Source organism: Stutzerimonas frequens (assembly GCF_024448335.1).
In the GTDB taxonomy this organism is placed as follows: Bacteria; Pseudomonadota; Gammaproteobacteria; order Pseudomonadales; family Pseudomonadaceae; genus Stutzerimonas; species Stutzerimonas frequens.
The window spans coordinates 224,886-248,468 of record NZ_JAMOHM010000005.1 but is presented as its reverse complement, the minus strand read 5'-3'; the positions used below and the strand labels follow the sequence as shown (position 1 = coordinate 248,468).

Here is a 23,583-nt window from a genome sequence, read left to right as displayed (position 1 = left end):
CGGACGTCAGACCTGCTCTGACACAAGGTTGAGGTAGAAGTCGGGCTTCCAGTTGGAAGCCCGATTTTTTTAGGGGAGTCGTATATGTTCTGGCATCTAATCGCGGCAATCGTCGCAGGTGTGGCGGGAGCCGGTATTGGCCTGCTGCTGCGCTCACTGACGCGTAAGCGACTGCCGAAATGGATCATTCCCGTCTGCGCCGGACTGGGAATGCTGAGTTACACCATCCATTACGAGTACACCTGGTTCGAAACCACGCAAGCGCGCCTGCCGGAAGGATCGCTGGTGGTCAGGAGCGAAGAGGGCGAAATGCTCTGGCGCCCCTGGACGATGATCTATCCGATGCCGTTGGCCTATACCGTGCTGGACGGTGCGAATGCCCAGGTACAGGACACCACTCAAGGCCGTCTCGGCCGCTTCGTGCTGTACCGTTTCGAGAAGCAACACCTGACGTCGGTCGTGAAGAGCGCCAGCTATCAGCTGATCTGCAGCGAGAGGGCCATGTTCAGGCTCAACGATGCCGGAGAGGCCAAGGTCGAAACGCTGACCGAGCTGGAAAGCGATTCACCGCTGTACCAGGCCATCTGCGAACGTGACCGTTGACGGGATATACCAGCAGAGCCAGGCACCACGCACCGGCCACTGGTGTTCGGTGCCTACCACGGCGTGGCGCAAATCGGAGCGGGCCGAAGTCCGCGTGACCGAGGCCACCTGCCGCCATGTCGCGGCGCGGTCGGGGCATCAGATCGAGTTGAACGCCGCCTTGCGTGCGCGCTGCCAGCATCTGAGCCGCTGAGCCAGTTCGTCGAAACGCTGGAGTCCGGTGCGCTGCGCACGATTCAGCAGGATCAGGGCGATCTCAGCTGTAGCCATGGCGTCGGCTGCGGCATTGTGGCGTTGCGGAATGTGGATGTTGAAGTAACCGAGCCAGTGGTCCAGCCCGCCGCGATGAATCATCGCTTCCGGAAACAGCATGGGCGCCAGGTCGGCTACATCGAGAAAGCTGTGTTCCAGGTTATAGCCAAGCTCCTGTTTCAACGCGCGGGCCAGCATGCGCTGATCGAACGGGGAGTGAAAGGCCAGGATGACGCTGTCGGCGGCGAACTCCATGAAGCTCAGTAAAGCCTCTGCCGGCGGCAGGCCGCTGGCCAGTTCGCTGGGCGCGATGCCATGGATCAGTACGCTTTCGTTTACCTTGACCTGGCGACAGAGCGTGCATTCGAACTGCTGGGAATAGGCGATGGCGCCGTTCTCGATTACCACTGCGCCGATGGCGATCACCAGGTCGCGCTTGAGATGCAAGCCGGTGGTTTCCAGATCCAGGACGACCAGCCGTTGCTCGCGCAGAGGCACGGCTTTGGGAGGAGACGGCCGCTGCAGCTCGGCAACGCGCTGTTGCTGCTCCAGGGATAGTTTCGGCCCGCGTGGGTTGAACCAGAACATACTCATAGCTGATAGCGCACCGCGAGACTGGCCTGTAGACGCTGGGCCTGACGGAACGACTCCCGTAGGATCCGGCGATCGAGCACGTTGAGCGTATCCGGGTCCAAGCGGTTGGAATAGGGCAATCCGTCGCGTGCCTGCTGCTGGTGGTGCTGCATGCGGGTCTGCTGAATGAAATGATAGGCCTCTTCGTAGGCCGCGCCGTCCTTCTTTTCGATCACACCCTTTTCGACCAGTTTGCGCAATCGTTCGAGCGTGTTGCAGTTGCCGATGCCATTGCTCAGCGCCAGTAGCCGTGCACCATCGACGAACGGCGTCAGGCCCTGCACCTTGAGGTCCAGGGTGTCCTTGCCGTCGCCTTTGCGGGCCACCACGAAGTCACGGAAGCGGCCGACCGGTGGACGATGGCGCAGGGCGTTTTCGGCCATCATGCGCTGGAACAGACTGTTGTCGCCGATCTCCTCGAGCAGGTCCTGGCGCAGTTGCTCGCAGCCCTCGGAAGGGCCCCAGATGCTGCGCAGATCGAAATAGATGGAGCTACCGAGCAGGTTTTCCGGCGTAGCCTCACGAACGAACGAGCTGAAGCGCCGACTCCATTCCTGTCGCGACAGGCACAGCTGCGCGTTGCTGGCCATTATGTTGCCTTTGCACAGGGTAAAGCCGCAGGTATCCAGGTCGCGGTTGATCCGCTCGGCCAGCGGCAGCAGCCGGCCGCGGATATGCGCAGCCTCGGCGGCATCGGCGGCCTCGAAAAGCATGCCGTTGTCCTGGTCGGTGTGCAGCGTCTGCTCCTGTCGACCCTCGCTGCCGAAGCACAGCCAGGTGAACGGAACGCCTGGATCGCCCATGTGCTTGATCGCCAGCTCGATGACGCGGCAGACGGTGTGATCATTGAGCAGGGTGACGATGCGGGTGATCTGCGTCGACGACGCGCCATGGGCGAGCATGTTGTCGACCAGCTGGCGAATGCGGCTGCGGATGACCACCAGTGCATCGACATGGTCGGCATGCCGAATCGTCTGTGCCAGGTGCACCAGGTCGACCCGCTGCAGGGAGAACAGGTCGCGCTCGGAGATCACGCCGCGCAGCAGCCCGTTATCGACGACGCAGACATGGGCGATATGCCGCTCGGTCATGGCGATCGCCGCGTCGAAGGCGGTGGCGTCGGGTGGCAGATAGAATGGATCGTGCGTCATGAACTGCGAGATCGGCTGGCTCAGATCGGTGGTGCCGGTGCCGATGGCGCGACGCAGGTCGCGCAGAGTGAAGATGCCCTGGGGGTGCAGCGCTTCATCGACGATGACAATGCTGCCGACGTTCTCCTCCTGCATCATCGCCACCGCTTCGTTGAGCGGCCGGCTCGGCAGGCAGGACACCGGGTGATGCAGGGCCAGCTCGCCAATGCTGGTTTCCAGCGAGAAGTTCTCACCGAGGCTTTCCACCGCACGCATCTGCGCCTGCTGGTTGACCAGGTCGAGCAGGCTGCTGACGCCGCGTATGGCGAAGTCGCGAAACACGTCGGAGCTGGAGACCAGCTTGACGAAGGCAGGCTTGTTCAGCAGGAAACAGAAAGTGTCCTCGGCCGCCAGATGCGCGGTACGGGTCGCTCGCTCGCCCATCAGCGCGGCCATCGGGAAGCATTCGCCGACGATGACCTCGAAGGTCGTGTCGGTGCCGCGTTTGGCGGTGTGCGGGCGCTGACCGTGAACGCGGCCCTGCTTGACGATATAGAAATGCTGTACCACACCGTCCTCGGGCGAAATGATGCAGTCGCCCTCGGCGTAGAAGCGCAGCTCGCAGTTCTCCACCAGGTAAGCCAGATGGGCCGGCTCCATCTGGTTGAACGGGGCGTACTTGCGCAGAAACTCCATGGTTCCATGGATGTTCTGCAGTACAGCCGTCTTCCCTGCCTGGGAGAAGGCGTCGGGTGTGCTCATGTTTGGCTTCCACTTTTTATTAATGGTGGGCTGCGGGTCGGCCAGACCCAATTGGACGTAAGTCTAGTCAGCGCGGACGCTAGGAAAGCTGATCGGGATCAGCCTCGTGTTTCGAGCTGTTGCGATGAATTTCAGGCATAAGAAAGCCGGCCACTGGGGCCGGCTCCTTTGCTTCGTCATCGAGCTCAGGGCAGGGTGAACAGCACCTTGACCGAGCCGTTTACTGCCGAGGCGTCGACGTAGCCGATGGCGTCGGCTTCGGCAGCTACCTTGGCCACCACCGCCGCGTCGTCAGCGACGCTGGGCAGGGGCTGGCCCTTGCCGGTGAAGATCAGACCCGACCAGTAGGACTTGAGCTGCGACTCGTTCTTGCTGGTCACGCCGGCGTAGAACGCTTCCTTGGCCGGGTTCCAGCCCGCCTGGTCGACACCCTTCATGGACTTGTCCTTGCCCAGGAAGATGTTGGCGACATCCGACTGAGAGGGCGTCTTGGCTGCGGCGGGATTGACGATCACGGCGACCTCGGCCTGGGCCATGGCGGCCAGACCGAGCACGGCGGCGCCGCAGAGGATGCGAATGGATGCTTTCATCGGTGCGCTCCTCAGAATACGAAATCGACGCCGACGGAAACGATGTCGCCGTCGTAGTTGCGGGCCGGAGTGCCGGCTACGCCGGTTCGTGCGAACGCCTCGTTCTCGTAAAGCTCTTGGGCGTTGCGGGTGAACACTCCATCGTAGCCGTTCTTGGTGTCGACGCGCTTGTACTCGCCCTTCACCACCACGGTCGGCGTGGCCTGGTAGTTAAGTCCCAGGGTCCAGGAGCTCTGGCGACCACCGTTGTCGTCCAGCTGCGCATAGGTGACATGCGGCAGGAAATCACCGAAGCGGCGGCCACCCATCAGGTAGAAGGAGTCGATCGCTTCCATGCCGTCGTTCTCGATCAGGCGCGAAGTCCACTCGTTGCTGCTGATCCAGGTGCCGTTGTCGTACTGGTAGCCGATCGAGGTGAACTTGCCTTTCTCCTTGTTCAGCTGCAGCAGCGAGCGCTGCTCGGCGACTCCAACGCCCGGGCCATAGGGCTGCGGCAGTACGCTGACCACGTTGCCGGTGATATCGGTCTTAATATCCGCTTCGACATAACCGATACGCAGCGTGCCGAAGTCATTGGTGGCCAGGCTGACGCTGGCGCCGAACAGCTTGCCGTAGTCGATATCGAACTGCTCGTCGTAGGAGTAGTAATCGCGATTCTTCGCTTGCCCGCCAGCGATCTGGAAGGTCACCGAGCCGTACGACAGCGGTACGGTGTACACCGCATCGATGCCTTCGTAATTGGTGACCTGCACCTGGCTGTAGACCTCGTCGGGCAGGCGCAGCCAGGGGTAGCTGTAACCCACGTCGAGGCTTTCGGAATACATGTAGACCGGGCTGCGCAGGCGGCCGGCGCGGAGCATCAGCTGGTCGTTGGCCTGCAGCGACAGATAGGCCCATTCCAGATTGGCTTTCCACTCATCCTGCTGGGCTTTGGCTGTGCCCTGCACGGTCACGCCGAGGGTATCGGTGATGCCGTAGCTCAGCTGGGCGCCGAACTTGGACAGCTGATCGCCGCGCCAGGAGTCGTTGGTCTGGCCCTGAATGCCGTAGCTGCGACCGTCATCTTCACCACCCAGGTGGGTGAAGCCGACGGTACCGAAACCGTTGAAGCGGTGTTCGCCCTGTTCCAGGGCGAAGGCAGGAGTTGCGGCCAGGCAGACAGCTGCCAGGCCGGCGACACGAAGTGCAGTCATTTGATGCTCCAGGAATCGTTAAACACGGAATTGGCCCGTAGCCGCGCGCAGGTGGTCTCCGGTACTCACCAGTTGTTCGCCAAGGCGGGCGGTGGCTTCGGCGCCGTTTGCGGTTGCTTGTGCGTCCTGCTGCAACACTTGGGTTTCTTGTTGGATGGAACTCGACAGGCCGATCTGCTCCTGAGTGAACTGGGCGATGCCGGCGTTGAGTTCGTCGATCTGGTTGACGGTCTGGGCAATGGTTTCGAGCAATTGGGTGGCTTCTACCGAGCGCTCGATACTGGCGCGGGATTTCTCGCCGTTGCTGGTCATTACGTTGAGTACGGTGTTGGCGCTGTTCTGCAGGCGCTGGATGATCTGCTGGATCTCGGCGGTGGAGGCGGCGGTCTTCTGGGCGAGGTTACGCACCTCATCGGCGACCACGGCGAAACCGCGGCCTTGCTCACCGGCGCGGGCGGCCTCGATGGCGGCGTTGAGCGCCAGCAGATTGGTCTGCTCGGCAATGCTGCGGATCACCGTCAGCACTGAACCCACTTCCTGGGTTTCCTCTTCCAGCTGCTCCATGGCCTGCACAGCGCTCATCACACTGTTGCCCAGATCGCTGATGCCGCTGGACAGGCTGCCGACGTGCTCACGCGCGGTGGCGGCCTGGCGGGCGGCGGAGTTGGCTTCGTCGGAGGCCTGCTGCGAGCGCTGCGCCACCTCTTGAATGCTACCGGTCATGGTGAGGATGTCGCGGGTAATGGAGTCAGTGTGGTGCTGTTGCGACTTGGCGTTCTCTTCTGAACCTTGGGTCAGGTTGTAGAGCTCCTTCGATACCTGGCCGAGCGGGCTGGCGGCCTCGATAATCTGGCGAATGGTGCCCTGCAGCTTGTCGAGAAAACCATTGAACAGCTCGATCATTGCGCCAATCTCGTCATTCGATTTGACGTTCACGCGCTGCGTCAGATCGCCGTCGCCGCGGGCGATAGATTGCAGCGACGCGATCACGCCACGCACGTTGACCATTACGCTACGGATGACAAGCCAGGCACCGAGGCCTACCACGACGACGAGCACCAGGCTGAGGATGATGCCCAGGCGCGTGGTGTTTTCGTTGGCTTCGCGGGTTTCCGCGAGGGTTTGCTGGAAGTCGGCGTAGGCACCGGCACGGAAGTCGCTGGCCAGTTTCTGCGCCTGAGCCAGATCACTGGCCATGCGATCCAGGCTCGGTCGCAGGTCATCAAACGAGGCGCTGCCATCGATCAGCTTTGCAGACGCGCCGAGGGCATTGTCGGCGTAGCCCTTCACCGCATTGCGCCAGCTATCGAGCGCCTGTCGGCGTTGAGGTTGGCCGCTGAGAAGCGTCGCCAGCGCCTGCTGTTGTGCATCTATCTCGCTCAGGACTTCACGCGCTTCGCCGAGAATGCCCGCTTCGCCCGCCGCAACAGCGTTGTTCAGCAGCCCTGGAATGCGTGAAAACTGAAAGATCACCGCATCGGCCTTTTCCAGTGTCGGGTAACTCTGGCTTTCAAGCATTTGCAGCCGAGAATCGGTCGCCGACAGCTGCAGCGAGGTATAGCCGACATAGAGGATCAGCCCGAGCAGTGCGACGGCAGGCACCAACGAAAGCTTGGCGGTCAACGAAAGATTCTTGAACATGCAGCGACTCCACGGCGGGCGGCGAATACTACGAGATGACACATGGTGGCGACATGCCATCTATCGGAAACCAGTGTGACTTGATTTGTTAGCTTGGTCACGGTATCGGTTGTCGCATGCCGAACTTGAGCGCCGTTGAGCGGATTCGGAAGATAAAAAAACCGCCCCGTAGGGCGGTTCGTTTGCAGCCAGGCTGAGCGTTACAGGCCGTTCTTGGCCTTGAACTCGCGGCGGCGGCGGTGCAGCACCGGCTCGGTGTAGCCGTTGGGCTGCTTGGTGCCTTCGAGGACCAGCTCCAGCGCGGCCTGGAAGGCCACGCTGTTGTCGAAGTCAGGCGCCATCGGGCGGTACAGCGGGTCACCCTGGTTCTGACGGTCGACTACCGGGGCCATGCGCTTGAGGCTCTCGATCACCTGATCCTTGGTCACCACGCCATGGCGCATCCAGTTGGCCACGTGCTGGCTGGAGATACGCAGGGTGGCGCGGTCTTCCATCAGCGCGATGTCGTTGATGTCCGGCACCTTGGAGCAACCAACGCCCTGTTCGACCCAGCGGACCATGTAGCCGAGGATGCCCTGCGAGTTGTTGTCCAGCTCGTTGCGCTTTTCTTCCTCGCTCCAGTTGGTGTCTTTCGCCAGCGGGATGGTGAGGATGTCGTCGATGGACGCCTTCTCGCGCTTGGCCAGTTCGACCTGACGCGCCTGCACGTCGATCTTGTGGTAGTGCATGGCGTGCAGGGTGGCAGCGGTCGGCGACGGTACCCAGGCGGTGTTGGCGCCGGCCATGGGGTGGCCGACCTTCTGCTCGAGCATCGCGGCCATCAGGTCAGGCATGGCCCACATGCCCTTGCCGATCTGCGCCTTGCCCTGCAGGCCGCAGGCCAGACCGACGTCGACGTTGTTGTTCTCGTAGGCACTGATCCACTTCTCGGCTTTCATGGCCGCCTTGCGCACCATCGGGCCGGCTTCCATGGAGGTGTGGATCTCGTCACCGGTGCGGTCGAGGAAGCCGGTGTTGATGAACACCACGCGCTCGCGCGCTTCCTTGATGCAGGCCTTGAGGTTGATCGTGGTACGACGCTCCTCGTCCATGATGCCGACCTTGAGAGTGTTGCGCGGCAGGCCGAGGACGTCCTCGACGCGGCCGAACAGTTCGGTGGCGAAGGCCACTTCTTCCGGGCCGTGCATCTTCGGCTTGACGATGTACATCGAGCCGGTGCGGGTGTTCTTGCGGCTGGTGTTGCCTTTGAGGTTGTGCACCGCGATCAGGCTGGTGAACAGGCCGTCCATGATGCCTTCCGGCACTTCGTTGCCTTCCTTGTCGAGGATGGCGTCGTTGGTCATCAGGTGACCGACGTTACGGATGAACAGCAGCGAGCGGCCATGCAGGGTCAGCTCGCCGTTGCCGTCGGCCTTGGTGTAGACGCGGTCCGGGTTCATCGCGCGGGTGATGCGCTTGCCGCCCTTTTCCAGCTCCTCGACCAGGTCGCCCTTCATCAGGCCGAGCCAGTTGCGGTAGACGATGGTCTTGTCGTCGGCGTCGACGGCGGCGATGGAGTCTTCGCAGTCCATGATGGTGGTCAGCGCCGCTTCCATCAGGATGTCCTTCACGCCGGCGGCGTCGGTCTGGCCGATCGGGCTGGCCGGGTCGATCTGGATCTCGAAGTGAATGCCGTTGTTCTTCAGCAGCACGGCGATCGGTGCGCTGGCTTCGCCCTGGAAGCCCTGCAGCTGAGCCGGGTTCTTCAGGCCGGTGGTGCTGCCGTCCTTCAGCGAGACGACCAGCTTGCCGCCTTCGATGCGGTAGCCGGTGGAGTCGACGTGCGAGCCGGTTTCCAGCGGAGCGGCTTCATTGAGGAAGTTGCGCGCGTAGGCGATGACCTTGTTGCCGCGGATCTCGTTGTAGCCCGGGCCCTTGGTAGCGCCGTCTTCTTCGGAGATGGCGTCGGTGCCATACAGCGCGTCGTACAGCGAGCCCCAGCGAGCGTTGGCCGCGTTCAGGGCGAAGCGCGCATTCATGATCGGCACCACCAGCTGCGGGCCGGCCATGCGGGCGATTTCTTCGTCGACGTTCTCGGTAGTGGCCTGGAAGTCTTCGGCTTCCGGCAACAGGTAGCCGATTTCCTGCAGGAAGGCCTTGTACGCCACGGCGTCATGGGCCTGACCGGCGCGAGCCTGGTGCCAGGCGTCGATCTTGGCCTGCAGCTCGTCGCGCTTGGCCAACAGGGCGCGGTTCTTCGGCGCCAGGTCGTGGATGACGCTGTCGGCGCCAGCCCAGAAGGCGGCGGCATCGACGCCGGTACCGGGAATCGCCTCGTTGTTCACGAAGTCATACAGGACTTTGGCGACCTGCAGGCCACCGACTTGAACGCGCTCAGTCATTACTCGCCTCACTTGGTTCTTCTAATTTCGCCGGACGGTTTCGCTTTTGTAGTCCGAGGTCGCCGGATACTACATGAAGCGTCGGGGAAAATCAGTCCGCTGAAAGCGCAGGTTGCGTCGGCCTTGCGAGCATGCCGGTACAGGCGGTGCTGTCATCGCGAGTGGGGCCTGCTATACCTATTGGGCCGTCGCCATCGGGCGCGCGAATCCCGCCACAGGAGCAGTCCATGGATCACCTCGTTCTCACCGTCATTGCCAAAGATCAGCCCGGTCTGGTCGAACGACTGGCCAAGTGCATTGCCGATCATGGCGGCAACTGGCTGGAGAGCCGCATGTCGCGCATGGCTGGGCAGTTCGCCGGCATTCTGCGGGTGGCCGTGCCGGCAGACGCCCATGCCGAGCTGACTGCCGCGCTGGAAAGCCTGCAGACCCAGGGCATTCGCGTGTTGCTGGCCCACAGCGGTGCGGAGCCGACAACAAGCTGGCAGGAGATTCAGCTGGAGCTGGTCGGCAACGACCGGCCGGGCATCGTCCGCGACATCACCCACCTGCTCGCCGAGCACGGCGTCAATCTGGAAAGCCTGGATACCGAGGTGCTGCCGGCGCCGATGAGCAGCGAACTGCTTTTCCGCGCCGAGGTGCGTCTGGCGGTGCCCAGCGAGCTGTCGCTGGAGCGGCTGCAGCAGCGCCTGGAAACCCTTGCCGACGACCTGATGGTCGAGCTCAAGCTGCAGCCTGCCGAGCAGGTGTAGTGCTCAGCCGGCGCTTTTGCGCATGATGCGCCAGGTATCCAGGCTGTACACCGCAAGTCCGGCCCAGATGCAGAAGAAGGCCAGTTGCCGGTCGACCGGGAACGGCTCGCCGAACAGCTGCACGGCGAGGATCAGCAGCAGCGTCGGCGTCAGGTACTGCAGGAAGCCCAGGGTCGAATACGGCAGGTGGCGCGCGGCGGCGTTGAAGCCGAGCAGCGGGATCAGCGTCACCGGGCCGGCCGCCATCAGCCAGAGCGCGTCGGTGCTGGTCCAGAATGCGGGTTCCGTGCTCGTGCCGCTGCTGAACCAGAACAGCCAGACCAGCGCGACCGGCAGCAACATCCAGGTTTCCACCACCAGTCCGGGTAGCGCGGCCACCGGTGCCAGCTTGCGCAGCAGGCCGTAGCTGCCGAAGCTCAGCGCCAGCACCATGGAAATCCACGGGAATTCGCCGAGCATCAGCAACTGCAGGCTGACGCCGACGGTGGCCATCGCCACCGCCAGCCACTGCAGCGGGCGCAGCCGCTCGCGCAGCACGATCATGCCGAGCAGCACATTGACCAGTGGATTGATGTAGTAGCCCAGGCTCGCCTCGACCATGCGGTCGTGGTTCACCGCCCAGACGTAGATCAGCCAGTTGGCCGCGATCAGCACGCTGGAGATACCCAGCACGCCCAGGCGCCGCGGGTGCGCCAGCAGCTCGCGCCACCAGCCTGGATGGCGCCAGACCAGTAGTACCAGCGAGCCGAACACGGCCGACCAGATCACCCGCTGGGTGACGATCTCCAGCGCGCCGTACTGCTCGAGCGCCTTGAAGTAGAGCGGAAACATGCCCCAGATGCTGAAGGTGGCCAGCCCCAGCAGATAACCCTTGCGCAAATCGGCGGTTTGCATGAATTCCTTCTACGGGCAGCGGAGAGCCGGCCATTCTGCGCCTTTGCCTGCGGGAGAGAAAGATTAGTCAGCTAACAGAGCGTTCCCGCGCGACGGACTGTCCGATCGATCAACAAAGGGGAACACTCGGGCGCTTGCCCTCGTCTCATCTGCATCGCTAATCGAGACGGCAGCGCGCGGGTCAGCGCGAGCGGAGGACGGCAATGCGCTTGCACAATCAGGTCGCCCTGGTCACCGGCAGCACTCAGGGCATCGGCCGCGGCATCGCCGTGCGCCTGGCCGAGGAGGGGGCCGACGTGGTCATCAACGGTCGCGAGGAGGATGACGAGGCCCGTGCCAGCCTCGAACAGGTACGCGCCGTTGGGAGGAAGGTCTGCTTCATCGCCGCGGACGTCAGCCAGGTCGGGCAATGCCAGCGGCTGGTGCGCGAAAGCATCGCGCAGATGGGCAGGCTGGACATCCTGGTCAACAACGCCGGGGTGCAGACCCACGCCGCATTTCTCGACGCCGAAGAGGGCGACTACGACCGGGTACTCGACGTCAACCTGCGCGGGCCGTTCTTCCTCGCCCAGGCCTTCGCCCGCTATCTGCGCGAGCAGGGCCGTGGTGGGCGGATCATCAACAACAGTTCGGTGCACGAGGAATTGCCGCACCCCAACTTCACCGCCTACTGTGCAAGCAAGGGCGGGCTGAAGATGCTCATGCGCAACATCGCCATCGAGCTGGCGCCGCTGGGCATCACGGTGAACAACGTGGCGCCCGGCGCGGTGGAAACGCCGATCAACCGCGAGCTGATGAATCAGCCGGACAAGCTCGCCAACCTGCTGCAGAACATCCCTGCCGGCCGTCTCGGCCGCCCGCACGACGTCGCCGGCGTCGTTGCCTTTCTGGCCTCACCCGACGCCGAGTACATCACCGGGTCTACACTGGTGGTCGATGGCGGCCTGCTATGGAACTACAGCGAGCAATGACCGATATCCCGCCGTGCCAGCCGTTCAGCCACGACACCAGCGCCATCTCGCGGGCCGACACGCTCACGCCTGCCGAGCGCTATCAGGAGCTGTTCGTCGCCGTGCAGATGCAGCGGGTGTTTGCCGATAGCAAGACCTTCGTCGACTGCGCGCCGCGGCGCCATCCCGAAGTCATCCTCGAGGCCTACCGCGCCCGCTGCAACGAGCCGGGCTTCGATCTCGGCGCCTTCGTTCATGAGCACTTCAGCCTTTACGAGATGCCGGCCAGGGAATTCGTCGCGAACCCCGATGACAGCCTGGCCGAACACATCGACCGGCTCTGGCCGGTGCTCACCCGGCAGCCGCAGGACCATCCGGCGCATTCCTCGCTGCTGCCGCTGCCGTACGACTACGTGGTACCAGGCGGGCGCTTTACCGAGCTGTACTACTGGGACTCCTACTTCACCATGCTCGGCCTGGACGAAAGCGGACACTGCGACCTGCTGCGCTCGATGGCAGACAACTTCGCCTACCTCATCGACACCTACGGCCACGTGCCCAACGGCAACCGCACCTATTACCTGGGGCGCTCGCAGCCGCCGGTATTCGCCCTGATGACCGAGCTGTTCGAGGAAACCGGCGTCCACCGCGCCAGCGACTACCTGCCGCAACTGCGCAAGGAATACGCCTTCTGGATGGAGGGTGCCGACTCGCTGCGCCCAGGCGAGCAGCATCGACGCTGCGTCTGTCTGGCGGATGGGGTGGTGCTCAACCGCTACTGGGACGAGCGCGACACGCCACGCGAGGAGTCCTATCGCGAGGATGTCGAGACTGCGCGGGCCAGCTGCCGGCCGCGGCACGAGGTCTACCGCGATCTGCGCGCTGGCGCCGAGTCGGGCTGGGACTTCAGCTCGCGCTGGCTCGACGACGCCCACCGGCTGGCGACCATCCGTACCACCGGCATCCTGCCGATCGACCTCAACGCGCTGCTCTACAAGCTGGAGCGGCAGATCGCCGAGCTGTCGGCGGTCAAGGGCCAGCACAGCTGTGCCGAGACCTTTGCCCAGCGTGCCGAATCGCGCCGGGCGGCCATCGATCGATACCTGTGGAACCCGCGTTGCGGTGCGTATTTCGATTATGACTGGCAGCGTGGCCGGCCGCGCGACAACCTCACCGCCGCGACCCTCGCGCCATTGTTCGTGCGCATGGCCGGCGTCGAGCAGGCCGCGGCGGTGGCGGCGACGGTACGTGAGCGCCTGCTGGCGCCAGGCGGGCTGGCCACTACCGAGATCAGCGGCAGCGGCGAGCAGTGGGACCGCCCCAATGGCTGGGCACCGCTGCAGTGGATGGCCATTCGTGGCCTGCAGCACTATGGCCATAACGCCCTGGCGCTCGAGATCGAGGAGCGCTGGCTGACCATCGTCAGTCACCTGTTCGAGCGCGAGAACAAGCTGGTGGAAAAATACGTGCTGCGGCCCTGTACCGAGCACGCCGGCGGCGGCGAATACCCGTTGCAGGACGGCTTCGGCTGGACCAACGGCGTCACCCGCAAACTGATGCAGGAAGATCCCAATCACGAGGCCAACCGCTGTCGTGCCGGGCAATGCTCGCAGATTGACCGCAGCGGACGCGAACGGCTGGGTTCCGGCAACGGCGGGCGCCGGCCCTAGCGGCGGTACGCCAGCAGAACGATACCCCCTACGACGATCAGGCTACCGAGCACTTGCAAGGGTCCGAGTAGCTGGCCAAGCACCAGCCAGCCCAGCAGCATGCCGGCGACCGGTTCCATGTTCATCACTGGAGCGTTGCGTGCAATGTTCAGCCGTGGCATGCAGATGAACAAGGTCGAGAAGGCCGCGCCATAGAGCAGCACCAGGCAGGCGAGGGCGATCCAGCCGGCTGTGGCGCTGGGCAGGCCGAGCCCGCCGGGAATCAGGCCGCTGCTGCCGAGCAGGGCCGAGGCGAGAAACACCACGATCAGCGTCAGCATGCTGCGCACCGAACCGGCCATGCTCGACAGCTTGTGTTCGGTCACCCACAGCGCCACCGCGAACACCGCGGCAGCCGTCAGGCTGAACAGGATGCCGGCGACCCACTGGCCGTCCGGCGCCTCGCTGCTGACCAGACGTGCAGGCACGTCGAGCACCAGCACCAGGCCGAACAGGATCAGGCCCATGACCGCCAGTGTCTGGCGGGTCGGCCGGGGGCCGCCGAGCAGCCAGGTCAGCAGTGCCAGCAGGATCGGCGAGAGGTTGACCACCAGCAGTGCAAGCCCCACCGGAATGCGTGCTACAGCCGAATAGATACAGATGCTCTGCACTGCGATCAGCAGGCCTAGTAGGACTTGCCAGCGCCAGGTGGCGGGGCTCAGCTGCAACGACTCGCGGCGCCATAACACCAGTGTGGCCAGCGCCAGCATCGTCACCCCGGCGCGGCAGAGCACGGCCAGTAGCAGTCCAGTGTCATGGTCGAAGGCGATGCGTGCGGCAATATGATTGGCGGCAAAGGAGCTGGCCAGTGCGGCGAGGATCAGCACGGCGGTATGGCGCGGAAATGGCGTGGCGGTCGTCTGCATGGAAGTTGTGATCCACCTGCTGCGGTGCTCGATTATGCCGGTGAGGCGGCTTCACGGCCCCCTCACGTGCATTTTTGCAAGCGCAGCCATACGTGTGGAGCAGCTGCTCAGGGGCGTCGATAGGGCGAGTCTTTCACGGGTGACAGGTCAAATGTGCCCTTCTCAACGAAGCGCTGGGTACCGAACAGGCCGCCGGCGAGTTTGCCGCGCAAGACATAGGGCACTTCGTCGAGGCCGATGTGCTCGGCCAGCCCCAGGGCTTGGCGCGCGGCGGAGAAGGCGGAGATCGTCACCGGCACTTCGAGCACGCTCTCGCCGAAGCGCGGCACCGTGCCGCGCTGGTCGCTGACACCACTGGCCAGCCGCCGGCCGTTGATCTCCAGGTCCAGGGCGACGCCGTTGTAGTCGATGGCGCCCTCGTTGGGGTTCTGCAGGCGCAGCTTGACCAGGAAGCGCACCTCCAGTCCCTCGCCCTGCAGCGGTTGAATACCGGCGACCTGGACATTGAGCGGATCGCGCGGCGAAAAGGCAGCGCAGGCGCCCAGAGCCGATGCAAGCAGAATGATCAGCAGCAGGCGCAGCGGGTGGTGGAACGCGGAAGATGTGTGCACTCAGGGTTTCCTGTCGAGGTTCTTGATGCCCTGCAGCAGCTCGATGGGCAGCGGGAAAACGATGGTCGAACTCTTGTCACCGGCGATGCTGCTCAGCGTCTGCATGTAGCGCAGCTGCATGGCGCCCGATTGCCGGCCGAGCATCTCGGCGGCCTGCATCAGCTTCTCCGACGCCTGCAGTTCGCCCTCCGCATGAATGACCTTCGCCCGCCGCTCGCGTTCCGCTTCGGCCTGCCGCGCGATGGCCCGGATCATCGATTCGTCGAGGTCGACGTGCTTGATCTCGACGTTCGCCACCTTGATCCCCCAGGCGTCGGTCTGCGCATCGAGCACCTGCTGGATGTCGCTGTTGAGCTGTTCGCGTTCGGCCAGTATGTCGTCCAGTTCGTGCTTGCCGAGCACCGCACGCAGCGTGGTCTGCGCCAGCTGGCTGGTGGCCGAATGGTAATCCTCGACCTGGATGATCGCCTTCTGCGCGTCCAGCACGCGGTAGTAGACCACCGCATTGACCTTCACCGAAACGTTGTCGCGGGAGATCACGTCCTGGGTCGGCACATCGAGCACCAGCGTGCGCAGATCGACCCGCACCATCTGCTGGATGCCGGGAATCACCAGGATCAAGCCCGGCCCCTTGACCTTCCAGAAACGTCCGAGCATGAACACCACGCCACGCTCGTATTCGCGCAGGATGCGGAACGTCGACGCCAGCAGGCCGAACAGCAGCACCAGCAACACCAGAAAACTCGTTTCATAGCCCATGGTTCAGCTCCTCTCGATTGCTTGATGGCTGTGCAGCGACTTCCAGCTGCAGTCCGTGCCGCGCGATCACGCGTACCTGCTGGCCGGCCGCCAGCGGCGTGGCGCTGTGCACCTGCCAATTCTCGCCCTGCAGATGCAGCCAGGCGCTGTGCGGATCCTGTGTCGAGACCGAGCTGATCGGCGCGACGCTGCCGATCAGCTCGCTGTCGCCGCCAACCAGGCGCTGGCGTCGCGCCTTCAGCGCCATGGCAACGATGGCGAACACCAGCAGCGCACTGGTGAGGGCAAGGGTGATGATCAATGCCAGCGGAATGCCGAAGCCGGGCACTTCGGTGTCGATCAGGATCACCGCGCCGGCAACGAACGCGGCCACGCCGCCGATGCCGAGCACGCCGAAGCTCGGTAGAAACGCTTCGGCGACCATGAAGGCGATGCCGAGCAGGATCAGCGCCACGCCGGCGTAGTTCACCGGCAGCAGCTGCAGCGAATACAGCGCGAGGATCAGACAGATGCCGCCGAGCACGCCGCCGGCGCCGATGCCGGGGTTGGAGAATTCAAGGATCAGCCCGTAGATGCCGATCATCATCAGGATCAGTGCCACGCTCGGGTTGGTGATCACCGCCAGCAGGCGTACCCGCCAGTCCGGCGCGTGCTCGATCAACTGCGCGTCAGCCGTGTGCAGCGTGACTTCGATATCCGGGACGGCGAGCGTCTTGCCGTCGAGCTGGCGCAGCAGGTCGGCGACGTCGCGCGCCAGGTAGTCGATCACCTTGTGCTCCAGCGCTTCGCTGGCCGACAGGCTGACCGCCTCGCGCACCGCCTGCTCGGCCCACTCGGCGTTGCGCCCGCGCAGCTGGGCGAGGCCGCGGATATAGGCCGCCGCGTCGTTGACCTGCTTGCGGCTCATGGCATCGCCGGGTGCCTTGGTTTGCTCGTCCCGCTCGCCTTGCGGCTGCTCGGGCGGCGCGCCGGGCATGCCGCCGATCTGCACCGGCGTCGCCGCGCCCAGGTTGGTGCCCGGCGCCATCGCCGCGACATGGCTGGCGTAGAGCATGTAGGTGCCGGCACTGGCCGCGCGGGCGCCGCTGGGGGTGACGTAGGTGGCGACCGGGATGGGGCTGGCGAGGATCGCCTTGATGATGGCGCGCATCGAGGTGTCCAGTCCGCCGGGAGTGTCCAGTTCCAGCACCACCAGCTGCGCGCCCTCGTCGCGGGCGTGTTGCAGGCCACGCAGGATGTAGTCGGCACTCGCCGGACCGATGGCGCCATCGACCCGCAGCAGCGTCACCGGTGCGGCGGCGCTCGCACTCTGGACCGCCAGCAGGAGCAGCATGGCCAGCAGCCAGTGGGCGGGATGGCGAGGCATGACAGGCGTCCTCTCGTGCGAACGGGCACCCGGCGTGCCCCTGTTCAGCGTAGACCACCGGCTGTTACCGGGTTGCGGCGGACAGAGTTCGCATCCTGGCGGGCTGAACTCCGGCGCGCGGCACGGCCTCTGACGACATAGAGCCGGCGATCCTGTCGGCTCGTCGAGCGAGGAGTGCCCATGCGCGTCCATCACCTGAACTGCGGTTGCATGTGCCCGCTCGGCGGCGCCTTGTTCGATGGCTTCAGCAAGGGGCTGACGGCGCAGCTGGTCTGCCATTGCCTGCTGCTGGAAACCGACCAGCACGGGCTGGTGCTGGTGGATACCGGTTTCGGCACCGAAGACGTGCGGCGCCCGGGTGATCGCCTCAGCCGGTTCTTCCGCGTGCTCAACAACATCCAGCTGGAGCCGCGCTACACCGCGCTGGAGCAGCTGCGCCAGCTCGGGTTTGACGCCGGGGACGTGCGTCATATCGTGCTCACCCATCTGGATTTCGACCACGCCGGCGGCCTGTCGGATTTTCCGCAGGCACAGGTGCACGTGCTGCAGCGCGAGATGGATGCCGCCCGGGCGACACGCAGCTTCATCGGCCACAACCGCTACCGTCACCGGCAGTGGGACGAAGTGCGCAACTGGCAGTTCTACGAGCCGGGCGGCGATCTCTGGTTCGGCTTCCAGGCCGCTCGCGAGTTGCGCGGGCTGCCGCCGGAAATCCAGCTGATCCCGCTGACGGGGCATACCCATGGTCACGCCGGGGTCGCCGTGCAGACCGACAGCGGCTGGTTACTGCATGCCGGCGACGCCTATTTCTTCCGCGAGGAGGTCGGCCGCAACGAGCGCCATTGCACGCCGGGGCTGCGCTTCTACCAGCGCATGATGGAGGTCGATCGCACCGCGCGGCTGGCCAATCAGCACCGGCTGTGGACGCTGTCGCTGGAGCACCGCGACGAGGTCACGCTGTTCTGCAGCCATGACGCGCAGGAGCTGGCGCGCATGCAGCGTGGTGCGCACTGATGGCGGCGCCACGCAGCCGGGCGGTGGAGCGGATGATGGCCGCCGTGCGCTGGATCGGCTTCGGCGCCTGTTCGCTGGCCGCGCTCGGCTATGCGGCGATCGGCAACTACAGCATGACCGGCGCCATGCTGGCGCTGGCCGTGCTCTCCTGGATCAATATCCGCCGCAAACGCGAGCCGCGCCGGTAACTGCAGCTCAGCGCCGGCGACGGCCGAGCAACAGGCCAACGCCGAGCGCCAACAGCGCACCGGCGCCAACGGCCAGTCCGCTGGCGGTCGCCGCACTGAGCGATACGGCCCGGGGTACGGCCTGCTCGGTGAAACGCCCGTCGGTCCGGTGCAGACCCGCTACCGGCTCGAACAGGTTGTCGGGTCGCTCGGACGGGGCAGGTTCGGCGGTCAGCTGACCATCCCAGGCCTGACGGGCGAGCATTCGATCGAGCAGGCCGGGCATCAGCTGCGTACCCAGGATCGCCTTGAAACTGGCGGCACCCAGCCAGAGTTCTCGTGGCGCATGCCTGGCCGCACGCAGGATGGCGCGGGCCGCGACGTCCGGCGTGTGGATCGGCGGCACCGGCTGCGCGCGCCGGCTCATCCGGTTGCGCGCCCAGTCGAACTGCGGCGTGTTGTGCGCCGGCAACTGCACCATGGTCAGGCGAATGGCGCTCTTGTCGTGAATCAGCTCGCAGCGCAGTGAATCGATGAAGCCGCGGATGGCGAACTTGGCGCCGCAATAGGCCGACTGCAGCGGAATCGCACGATAGGCCAGCGCCGAGCCGACCTGGACGATGGTGCCGCGGTTGCGTGGGCGCATGCAGCGCAGCGCAGCGAGAATGCCGTGCACGCTGCCGAGATAGGTGACCTCGGTGACGCGGGCGATCTCCTCTGCGCTGAGCGTGGCGACCGGCCCGAACACGGTGGCCATTGCAGCATTCACCCAGACCTCGATGGGCCCCAGTTCCGCCTCGATGCGCGTCGCCGCGGCGTCCAGCGCAGCCGCGTCGGCGACATCGACGGACAGGGCCAGCACCTGCGCGCCCGACGCTTCGATCTGCAGCCTCGTTTCGTGCAGCCCCTGCTCGCCACGGGCGATCAATGCCACGCGGTAACCGGCCCTGGCGAAGGCCCAGGCGGTCGCGCGGCCGACACCGGCGGTCGCACCGCAGATCACCGCAGTTGGTTCGGCCATGGAATCCCCCTGTCGTCAGTTAACCGCCGGTACATTGGCCGGCTCTGTAAGCGACCTGCCGCAGCGCTGGCGAGTTCCTGCTCACGACGGACGCATTTTCCGAGTGATCCGCTCGGCTATCGACCAATGGCCAATAGCGATTACGTCTTTAGTCTGAGATTGTTAGCAGGCTAAGCGAAAGCCTGGCGCTGCCCCTTGGTCCAAAAGGCGAAGTGGCACGACGCGGCAGCCACCGCAGGTGGGGCTGCGTCCTTTCCTCTGTGCATCGATCAGATGCCCTCGGCGACTTATCCGGTCGCCTTCGGATCGTGGCGCCGCTGCCCCGGCAGCGGACTTGCCCGGCGGCAGCGCGAAGGAACCGGTCGACACCGATCAGGTCGATTCAGGTAAGCCAAGTTTGGCGACCTCTGACCTGACGGAGACCATGATGGACCTCATCCGCATCATCCTTGCGATTCTGCTGCCGCCGCTGGGCGTATTTCTCCAGGTGGGCTTTGCCGGTGCGTTCTGGTTGAACATCCTGCTCACCCTGCTGGGCTACATCCCGGGCATCATCCATGCGGTCTGGGTCATCGCCCGCCGCTGACGAGCCCCGGCCCGGATGGTCGGGCCATTTTGAACTCCCTCTCCTGGCCGTGTAGAGTCGCCGTCCCGGCGCTATGGAACCTATTGCGCGGGAAACACTCAAGAAAACGCCGTTAACGAGTGCGATCAGGCGGTAGCCATGCCTGCCGCCGGCAATCCTTGCTTGCGTTCGCCCGCCCCGGGTACACGGAAAGGAAACCAGATGAGCGAGTCCTTCATCGACCAGAACAATTTCAGGCGGATCCTCAACCGCAACGTGGCGGTGCCCCTGGGGTTCGGTTTTCTCAGCGCCTTCTTCTTCAGCGCCATCGTCTATTACCTGCTGAGTGTGGGCCAATGGGTCGAGCGCTCGGTTCAAGGCGTCGCCTATGCGCACGAGGCGCAGAAGATGCTCAACGACATCGAATCCTCGATGCGTGGCTATCTGATCGCCGGCCAGGAGCGGTTCCTCGAGCCCTACGAGCGCGAGCGGCCGTTGTTCGAGGAGCAGTTGGAACTGATGCGCAAGTACTCGGCGGAAGATGCCGAGCAGCTCGAACGCGTCGAACGCGTCGCGATGCTGCACAGCCAGTGGCTGGCCTTTGCCGAGGACCTGATCGGCCAGCGCGGTCAGGGGCTTTCGGTCATCGAGGACGTGCAGAGCAAACGTGGGCTCGAGTTGAAGGAGGATCAGCGCCGGCTGCTCAACGATTTCATCGCCCGCGAACGCCAGCTGCGCAGCGAGCGTACAGATGTCTCGGAGGTCATCACCACCGCGCTGATCGGGGGGTTCCTGCTGTTCAGCCTGATCTTCAGCGGCCTGCTGGTCTACCTTGGCCGCCGCGACCTGACCTCGCTGTCGGAAAGCTACTCGGAGTCGCTTCAGCGCCAACAGTCCCATGCCGAGGCGCTGGAGCAACAGGCCTGGTATCGCACCGGGCAGGCCCAGCTCAGCGACTCCATCATCGGCGAACTGGCGCTGCCGGCCCTGGGCCAGGGCGTGCTGAACTTCCTCTCGCGCTACATCGACGCCGCCGTCGGCGCGCTGTACGTGGTGCAGGACGGCAAGCTGCAGCGCGTTGCCGAATACGCCTACGACCCGGAGCATCTGCAGAGCGCGCGTAGCCTCGAGGTCGGTACGGGGCTGGTAGGGCAGGCCGCCTTGGAGCGGCGGATGATGGCGCTCGAAGACCTGCCGGCCGGCTATCTCAAGGTGACCTCGGCGCTGGGCTGCACCCAGCCGCGTTCGGTGCTCATCGTGCCGGTGGAAGACAGCGGCCTGCTCAATGGCGTGATCGAACTGGGCTTCCTGCGACCGCTGCGCGAGCAGGACAGCGAGCTGCTGCGGCGCATCGTGCCCAGCATCGGCTCGGCGATCGAGGCAGCGCGCTACCGCCAGCGCCTGCAGAAGGTGCTGGCCGAAACCCAGCAGCTCAACGAGGAGCTGCAGGTGCAGCAGGAAGAGCTGCGTGCCGCCAACGAAGAGCTGGAAGAACAGTCGAGCGCCCTGCGCGAGTCGCAATCGCACCTGGAAGAACAGCAGGCCGAGCTGGAGCAGACCAACGAGCAGCTGGCCGAGCAGACCGAAACCCTCGCGCGTCAGCGCGACGAGATGGACGAGAAGAACCAGCGCCTGAACGAGGCCCAGCTGATGCTCGAGCAGCGCGCCGACGAACTGCAGCGCGCCAGCCGCTACAAGTCCGAGTTCCTCGCCAACATGTCCCACGAGTTGCGCACGCCGCTGAACAGCTCGCTGATCCTGGCCAAGCTGCTGGCCGACAACCCCGAGGGCAATCTCAGCGACGATCAGGTGCAGTTCGCCCGCTCCATCTATTCGGCGGGCAACGATCTGCTCACGCTGATCAACGACATTCTCGACATCTCCAAGGTGGAGGCCGGCAAGCTCGAGGTGCACCCCGAGCTGACCGTGCTCGCGCGACTGGTCGATGGGGTGAAGAACCTGTTCTTGCCACAGGCCATGGAGCGATCGCTGCAATTCGAGGTCGAGCTGGCCGATGATCTGCCGGTCAGCCTGTTCAGCGATCGGCAGCGTCTGGAGCAGATTCTCAAGAATCTGCTGGCGAATGCCTTCAAGTTCACCGAGAAGGGCTCGGTGACGCTACGGGTGGAAAAGCGTGGCGAAGACCAGCTGGCATTCGCCGTGCGCGACACTGGCATCGGGATTGCGCCGGAGCAGCAGGCCGCCATCTTCGAAGCGTTCCGTCAGGCCGACGGCACCACCAATCGCCGCTACGGCGGCACCGGCCTGGGGCTGTCGATCTCGCGCGAACTGGCCAATCTGCTCGGTGGCGAGATCGAGGTGCAGAGCAGGCCGGGGGCGGGCAGCACCTTCACCCTGGTGGTGCCGGAACACTACAGTGAGCCGCGCCCCACCACGCCTGCCAGCGTGCCGGTGGCGGCGCCTGTGGTCGCGCTCGAGCCTCCGGCGCCTCCAGCCGCCGTCGAGCGAGACCTGCTGCAGCGTGCCGCGGCTCCCCGCCAGTGGCTGCCGGACGACCGTGACGAGCGGCCGTTCGAGGCGCGCTGCGTACTGGTGATCGAGGACGAGCCGCAGTTCGCGCGCATCCTCTACGACCTCGCCCACGAGCTGAACTACAGCTGCCTGCTGGCGCAGAACGCCGACGACGGCTTCGATACCGCCGTGCAGTACAAGCCCGACGCGATCCTGCTCGACATGCGCCTGCCGGATCACTCCGGGCTGACCGTGCTCGAACGCCTCAAGGAAAATCCCGCCACTCGGCATATCCCGGTGCACGTGGTATCGGTAGAGGACCGCAAGGAAGCGGCGCTGCAGATGGGCGCGGTGGGCTACGCAATGAAGCCGACCACCCGCGAAGAACTCAAGGACGTCTTCAGCCGGCTGGAGGCCAAGCTGGCGCAGAAGGTCAAACGCATCCTGCTGGTCGAGGACGACGCCCTGCAACGCGAGAGCATGTCGCGGCTGATCGAGGACGTGGACATTGAGATCACCGCCGTCGAGTTCGGCGAGCAGGCCCTCGAACTGCTGCGCAGCACCGTGTTCGACTGCATGATCATCGATCTCAAACTGCCGGACATGGATGGCAGCGAACTGCTCGAACGCATGGCCAAGGAGGACATCTGCTCCTTCCCGCCGGTGATCGTCTACACCGGGCGCAACCTGACCCGCGACGAGGAAGCGGCGCTGCTCAAATACTCGCGCTCGATCATCATCAAGGGGGCGCGCTCGCCGGAGCGCCTGCTCGACGAGGTCACCCTGTTCCTGCACAAGGTCGAGTCGGACATGCCGCCCGAGCGGCAGAAGATGCTGAAAAGCGCGCGCAGCCGCGAGAAGGCCTTCGAGGGCCGCAAGATCCTGGTGGTGGACGACGACGTACGCAACGTGTTCGCCCTGACCAGCGCGCTGGAGCAGAAGGGCGCACTGGTGGAAATCGCCCGCAATGGCCTGGAGGCCATCGACAGGCTGCAGCACGACGGCACCATCGACCTGGTGCTGATGGACATCATGATGCCGGAGATGGATGGCTTCACCGCCATGCAGGAAATTCGCAAGGACTCCCGTTTCGCCAAGCTGCCGATCATCGCGGTGACCGCCAAGGCGATGAAGGATGACCAGGATCGCTGCCTGAGCGCTGGCGCCAACGACTACCTGGCCAAGCCCATCGACCTCGATCGGCTGTTCTCGCTGATCCGTGTCTGGCTGCCGAAAGTGGAGCTGCTGTGAC

The 23,583-nt window shown here is 64.6% G+C and carries 20 protein-coding genes; 8 read left to right on the top strand and 12 right to left on the bottom strand.

Annotation, left to right across the window (positions count from 1 at the left end):
* Positions 1-84 precede the first annotated feature (84 nt).
* On the top strand, positions 85-603 hold the full coding sequence (locus NAO55_RS09820) for a hypothetical protein (protein WP_102838855.1): 519 nt from the start codon (positions 85-87) through the stop codon (positions 601-603).
* A 138-nt stretch (positions 604-741) separates the two neighbouring features.
* Here NAO55_RS09820 and NAO55_RS09815 read toward each other — a convergent pair whose 3' ends face one another.
* From NAO55_RS09815 to NAO55_RS09790, 6 genes are all read right to left on the bottom strand, one after another.
* Positions 742-1,449 carry a 3'-5' exonuclease gene (locus NAO55_RS09815; RefSeq protein WP_063540744.1) on the bottom strand — a complete coding sequence of 236 codons (708 nt, stop codon included), beginning with the start codon at positions 1,447-1,449 and terminating at the stop codon, positions 742-744.
* Entirely contained in the window at positions 1,446-3,380 is a 1,935-nt protein-coding gene (locus NAO55_RS09810; RefSeq protein WP_102838854.1) for a putative nucleotidyltransferase substrate binding domain-containing protein, read from the bottom strand. Before NAO55_RS09810 ends, NAO55_RS09815 begins: the two co-directional genes overlap by 4 nt.
* A gap of 185 nt (positions 3,381-3,565) precedes the next feature.
* Positions 3,566-3,970, bottom strand: coding sequence for a phosphate ABC transporter substrate-binding protein (locus NAO55_RS09805; RefSeq protein WP_102838853.1), 405 nt, complete (start codon positions 3,968-3,970; stop codon positions 3,566-3,568).
* A gap of 11 nt (positions 3,971-3,981) precedes the next feature.
* On the bottom strand, positions 3,982-5,163 hold the full coding sequence (locus NAO55_RS09800; protein ID WP_102838852.1) for a porin: 1,182 nt from the start codon (positions 5,161-5,163) through the stop codon (positions 3,982-3,984).
* Between the two features lie 18 nt (positions 5,164-5,181).
* Positions 5,182-6,804, bottom strand: a complete 1,623-nt coding sequence (locus NAO55_RS09795) for a methyl-accepting chemotaxis protein (protein WP_102838851.1) — start codon at positions 6,802-6,804, stop codon at positions 5,182-5,184.
* A gap of 200 nt (positions 6,805-7,004) precedes the next feature.
* Positions 7,005-9,185, bottom strand: a complete 2,181-nt coding sequence (locus NAO55_RS09790; RefSeq protein WP_102838850.1) for a malate synthase G — start codon at positions 9,183-9,185, stop codon at positions 7,005-7,007.
* A 227-nt stretch (positions 9,186-9,412) separates the two neighbouring features.
* On the opposite strand from NAO55_RS09790, the gene NAO55_RS09785 reads away from it, so the two are divergent.
* Positions 9,413-9,937: a glycine cleavage system transcriptional repressor gene (locus NAO55_RS09785; protein ID WP_063540750.1), complete on the top strand. Its 525-nt coding sequence runs from the start codon at positions 9,413-9,415 to the stop codon at positions 9,935-9,937.
* Positions 9,938-9,940: 3 nt separating this feature from the next.
* Here NAO55_RS09785 and rarD read toward each other — a convergent pair whose 3' ends face one another.
* A complete protein-coding gene (gene rarD, locus NAO55_RS09780; protein ID WP_063540751.1) occupies positions 9,941-10,831 on the bottom strand; it encodes an EamA family transporter RarD in 891 nt (296 codons plus the stop codon).
* A 203-nt stretch (positions 10,832-11,034) separates the two neighbouring features.
* Between rarD and NAO55_RS09775 the strand changes: the two genes are divergently transcribed.
* Together NAO55_RS09775 and treF are read left to right on the top strand one after the other, a co-directional pair.
* Complete coding sequence (locus NAO55_RS09775) at positions 11,035-11,802, top strand: SDR family NAD(P)-dependent oxidoreductase (protein WP_102838849.1); 768 nt, start codon at positions 11,035-11,037, stop codon at positions 11,800-11,802.
* On the top strand, positions 11,799-13,451 hold the full coding sequence (gene treF, locus NAO55_RS09770; protein ID WP_232244573.1) for an alpha,alpha-trehalase TreF: 1,653 nt from the start codon (positions 11,799-11,801) through the stop codon (positions 13,449-13,451). The genes NAO55_RS09775 and treF overlap by 4 nt, the downstream gene beginning before the upstream one ends.
* Here the strand turns inward: treF and NAO55_RS09765 are convergent.
* The 4 genes from NAO55_RS09765 to NAO55_RS09750 form a co-directional block, all read right to left on the bottom strand.
* Entirely contained in the window at positions 13,448-14,356 is a 909-nt protein-coding gene (locus tag NAO55_RS09765; RefSeq protein ID WP_102838847.1) for an EamA family transporter, read from the bottom strand. The genes treF and NAO55_RS09765 overlap by 4 nt on opposite strands.
* Positions 14,357-14,463: 107 nt before the next feature.
* A complete protein-coding gene (locus tag NAO55_RS09760; RefSeq protein ID WP_102838846.1) occupies positions 14,464-14,967 on the bottom strand; it encodes an LEA/WHy family protein in 504 nt (167 codons plus the stop codon).
* Positions 14,968-15,726 carry a slipin family protein gene (locus NAO55_RS09755; RefSeq protein WP_102838845.1) on the bottom strand — a complete coding sequence of 253 codons (759 nt, stop codon included), beginning with the start codon at positions 15,724-15,726 and terminating at the stop codon, positions 14,968-14,970.
* Positions 15,716-17,092: an NfeD family protein gene (locus tag NAO55_RS09750; protein WP_102838844.1), complete on the bottom strand. Its 1,377-nt coding sequence runs from the start codon at positions 17,090-17,092 to the stop codon at positions 15,716-15,718. The genes NAO55_RS09755 and NAO55_RS09750 overlap by 11 nt, the downstream gene beginning before the upstream one ends.
* Positions 17,093-17,272: 180 nt before the next feature.
* Between NAO55_RS09750 and NAO55_RS09745 the strand changes: the two genes are divergently transcribed.
* Positions 17,273-18,106: an MBL fold metallo-hydrolase gene (locus tag NAO55_RS09745; protein ID WP_102838843.1), complete on the top strand. Its 834-nt coding sequence runs from the start codon at positions 17,273-17,275 to the stop codon at positions 18,104-18,106.
* Positions 18,106-18,294: a hypothetical protein gene (locus NAO55_RS09740; RefSeq protein WP_063540759.1), complete on the top strand. Its 189-nt coding sequence runs from the start codon at positions 18,106-18,108 to the stop codon at positions 18,292-18,294. Before NAO55_RS09745 ends, NAO55_RS09740 begins: the two co-directional genes overlap by 1 nt.
* Before the next feature lie 7 nt (positions 18,295-18,301).
* On the opposite strand, the gene NAO55_RS09735 is transcribed toward NAO55_RS09740, so the two are convergent.
* Positions 18,302-19,294 carry an SDR family oxidoreductase gene (locus NAO55_RS09735; RefSeq protein ID WP_102838842.1) on the bottom strand — a complete coding sequence of 331 codons (993 nt, stop codon included), beginning with the start codon at positions 19,292-19,294 and terminating at the stop codon, positions 18,302-18,304.
* Positions 19,295-19,721: 427 nt separating this feature from the next.
* On the opposite strand from NAO55_RS09735, the gene NAO55_RS09730 reads away from it, so the two are divergent.
* The gene (locus NAO55_RS09730; RefSeq protein WP_073865913.1) at positions 19,722-19,880 is read left to right on the top strand and encodes a YqaE/Pmp3 family membrane protein; all 159 of its coding nucleotides are present in this window, start codon (positions 19,722-19,724) and stop codon (positions 19,878-19,880) included.
* A 201-nt stretch (positions 19,881-20,081) separates the two neighbouring features.
* Entirely contained in the window at positions 20,082-23,582 is a 3,501-nt protein-coding gene (locus NAO55_RS09725; protein WP_102838841.1) for a response regulator, read from the top strand.
* The last annotated feature ends 1 nt before the right edge of the window (position 23,583 follow it).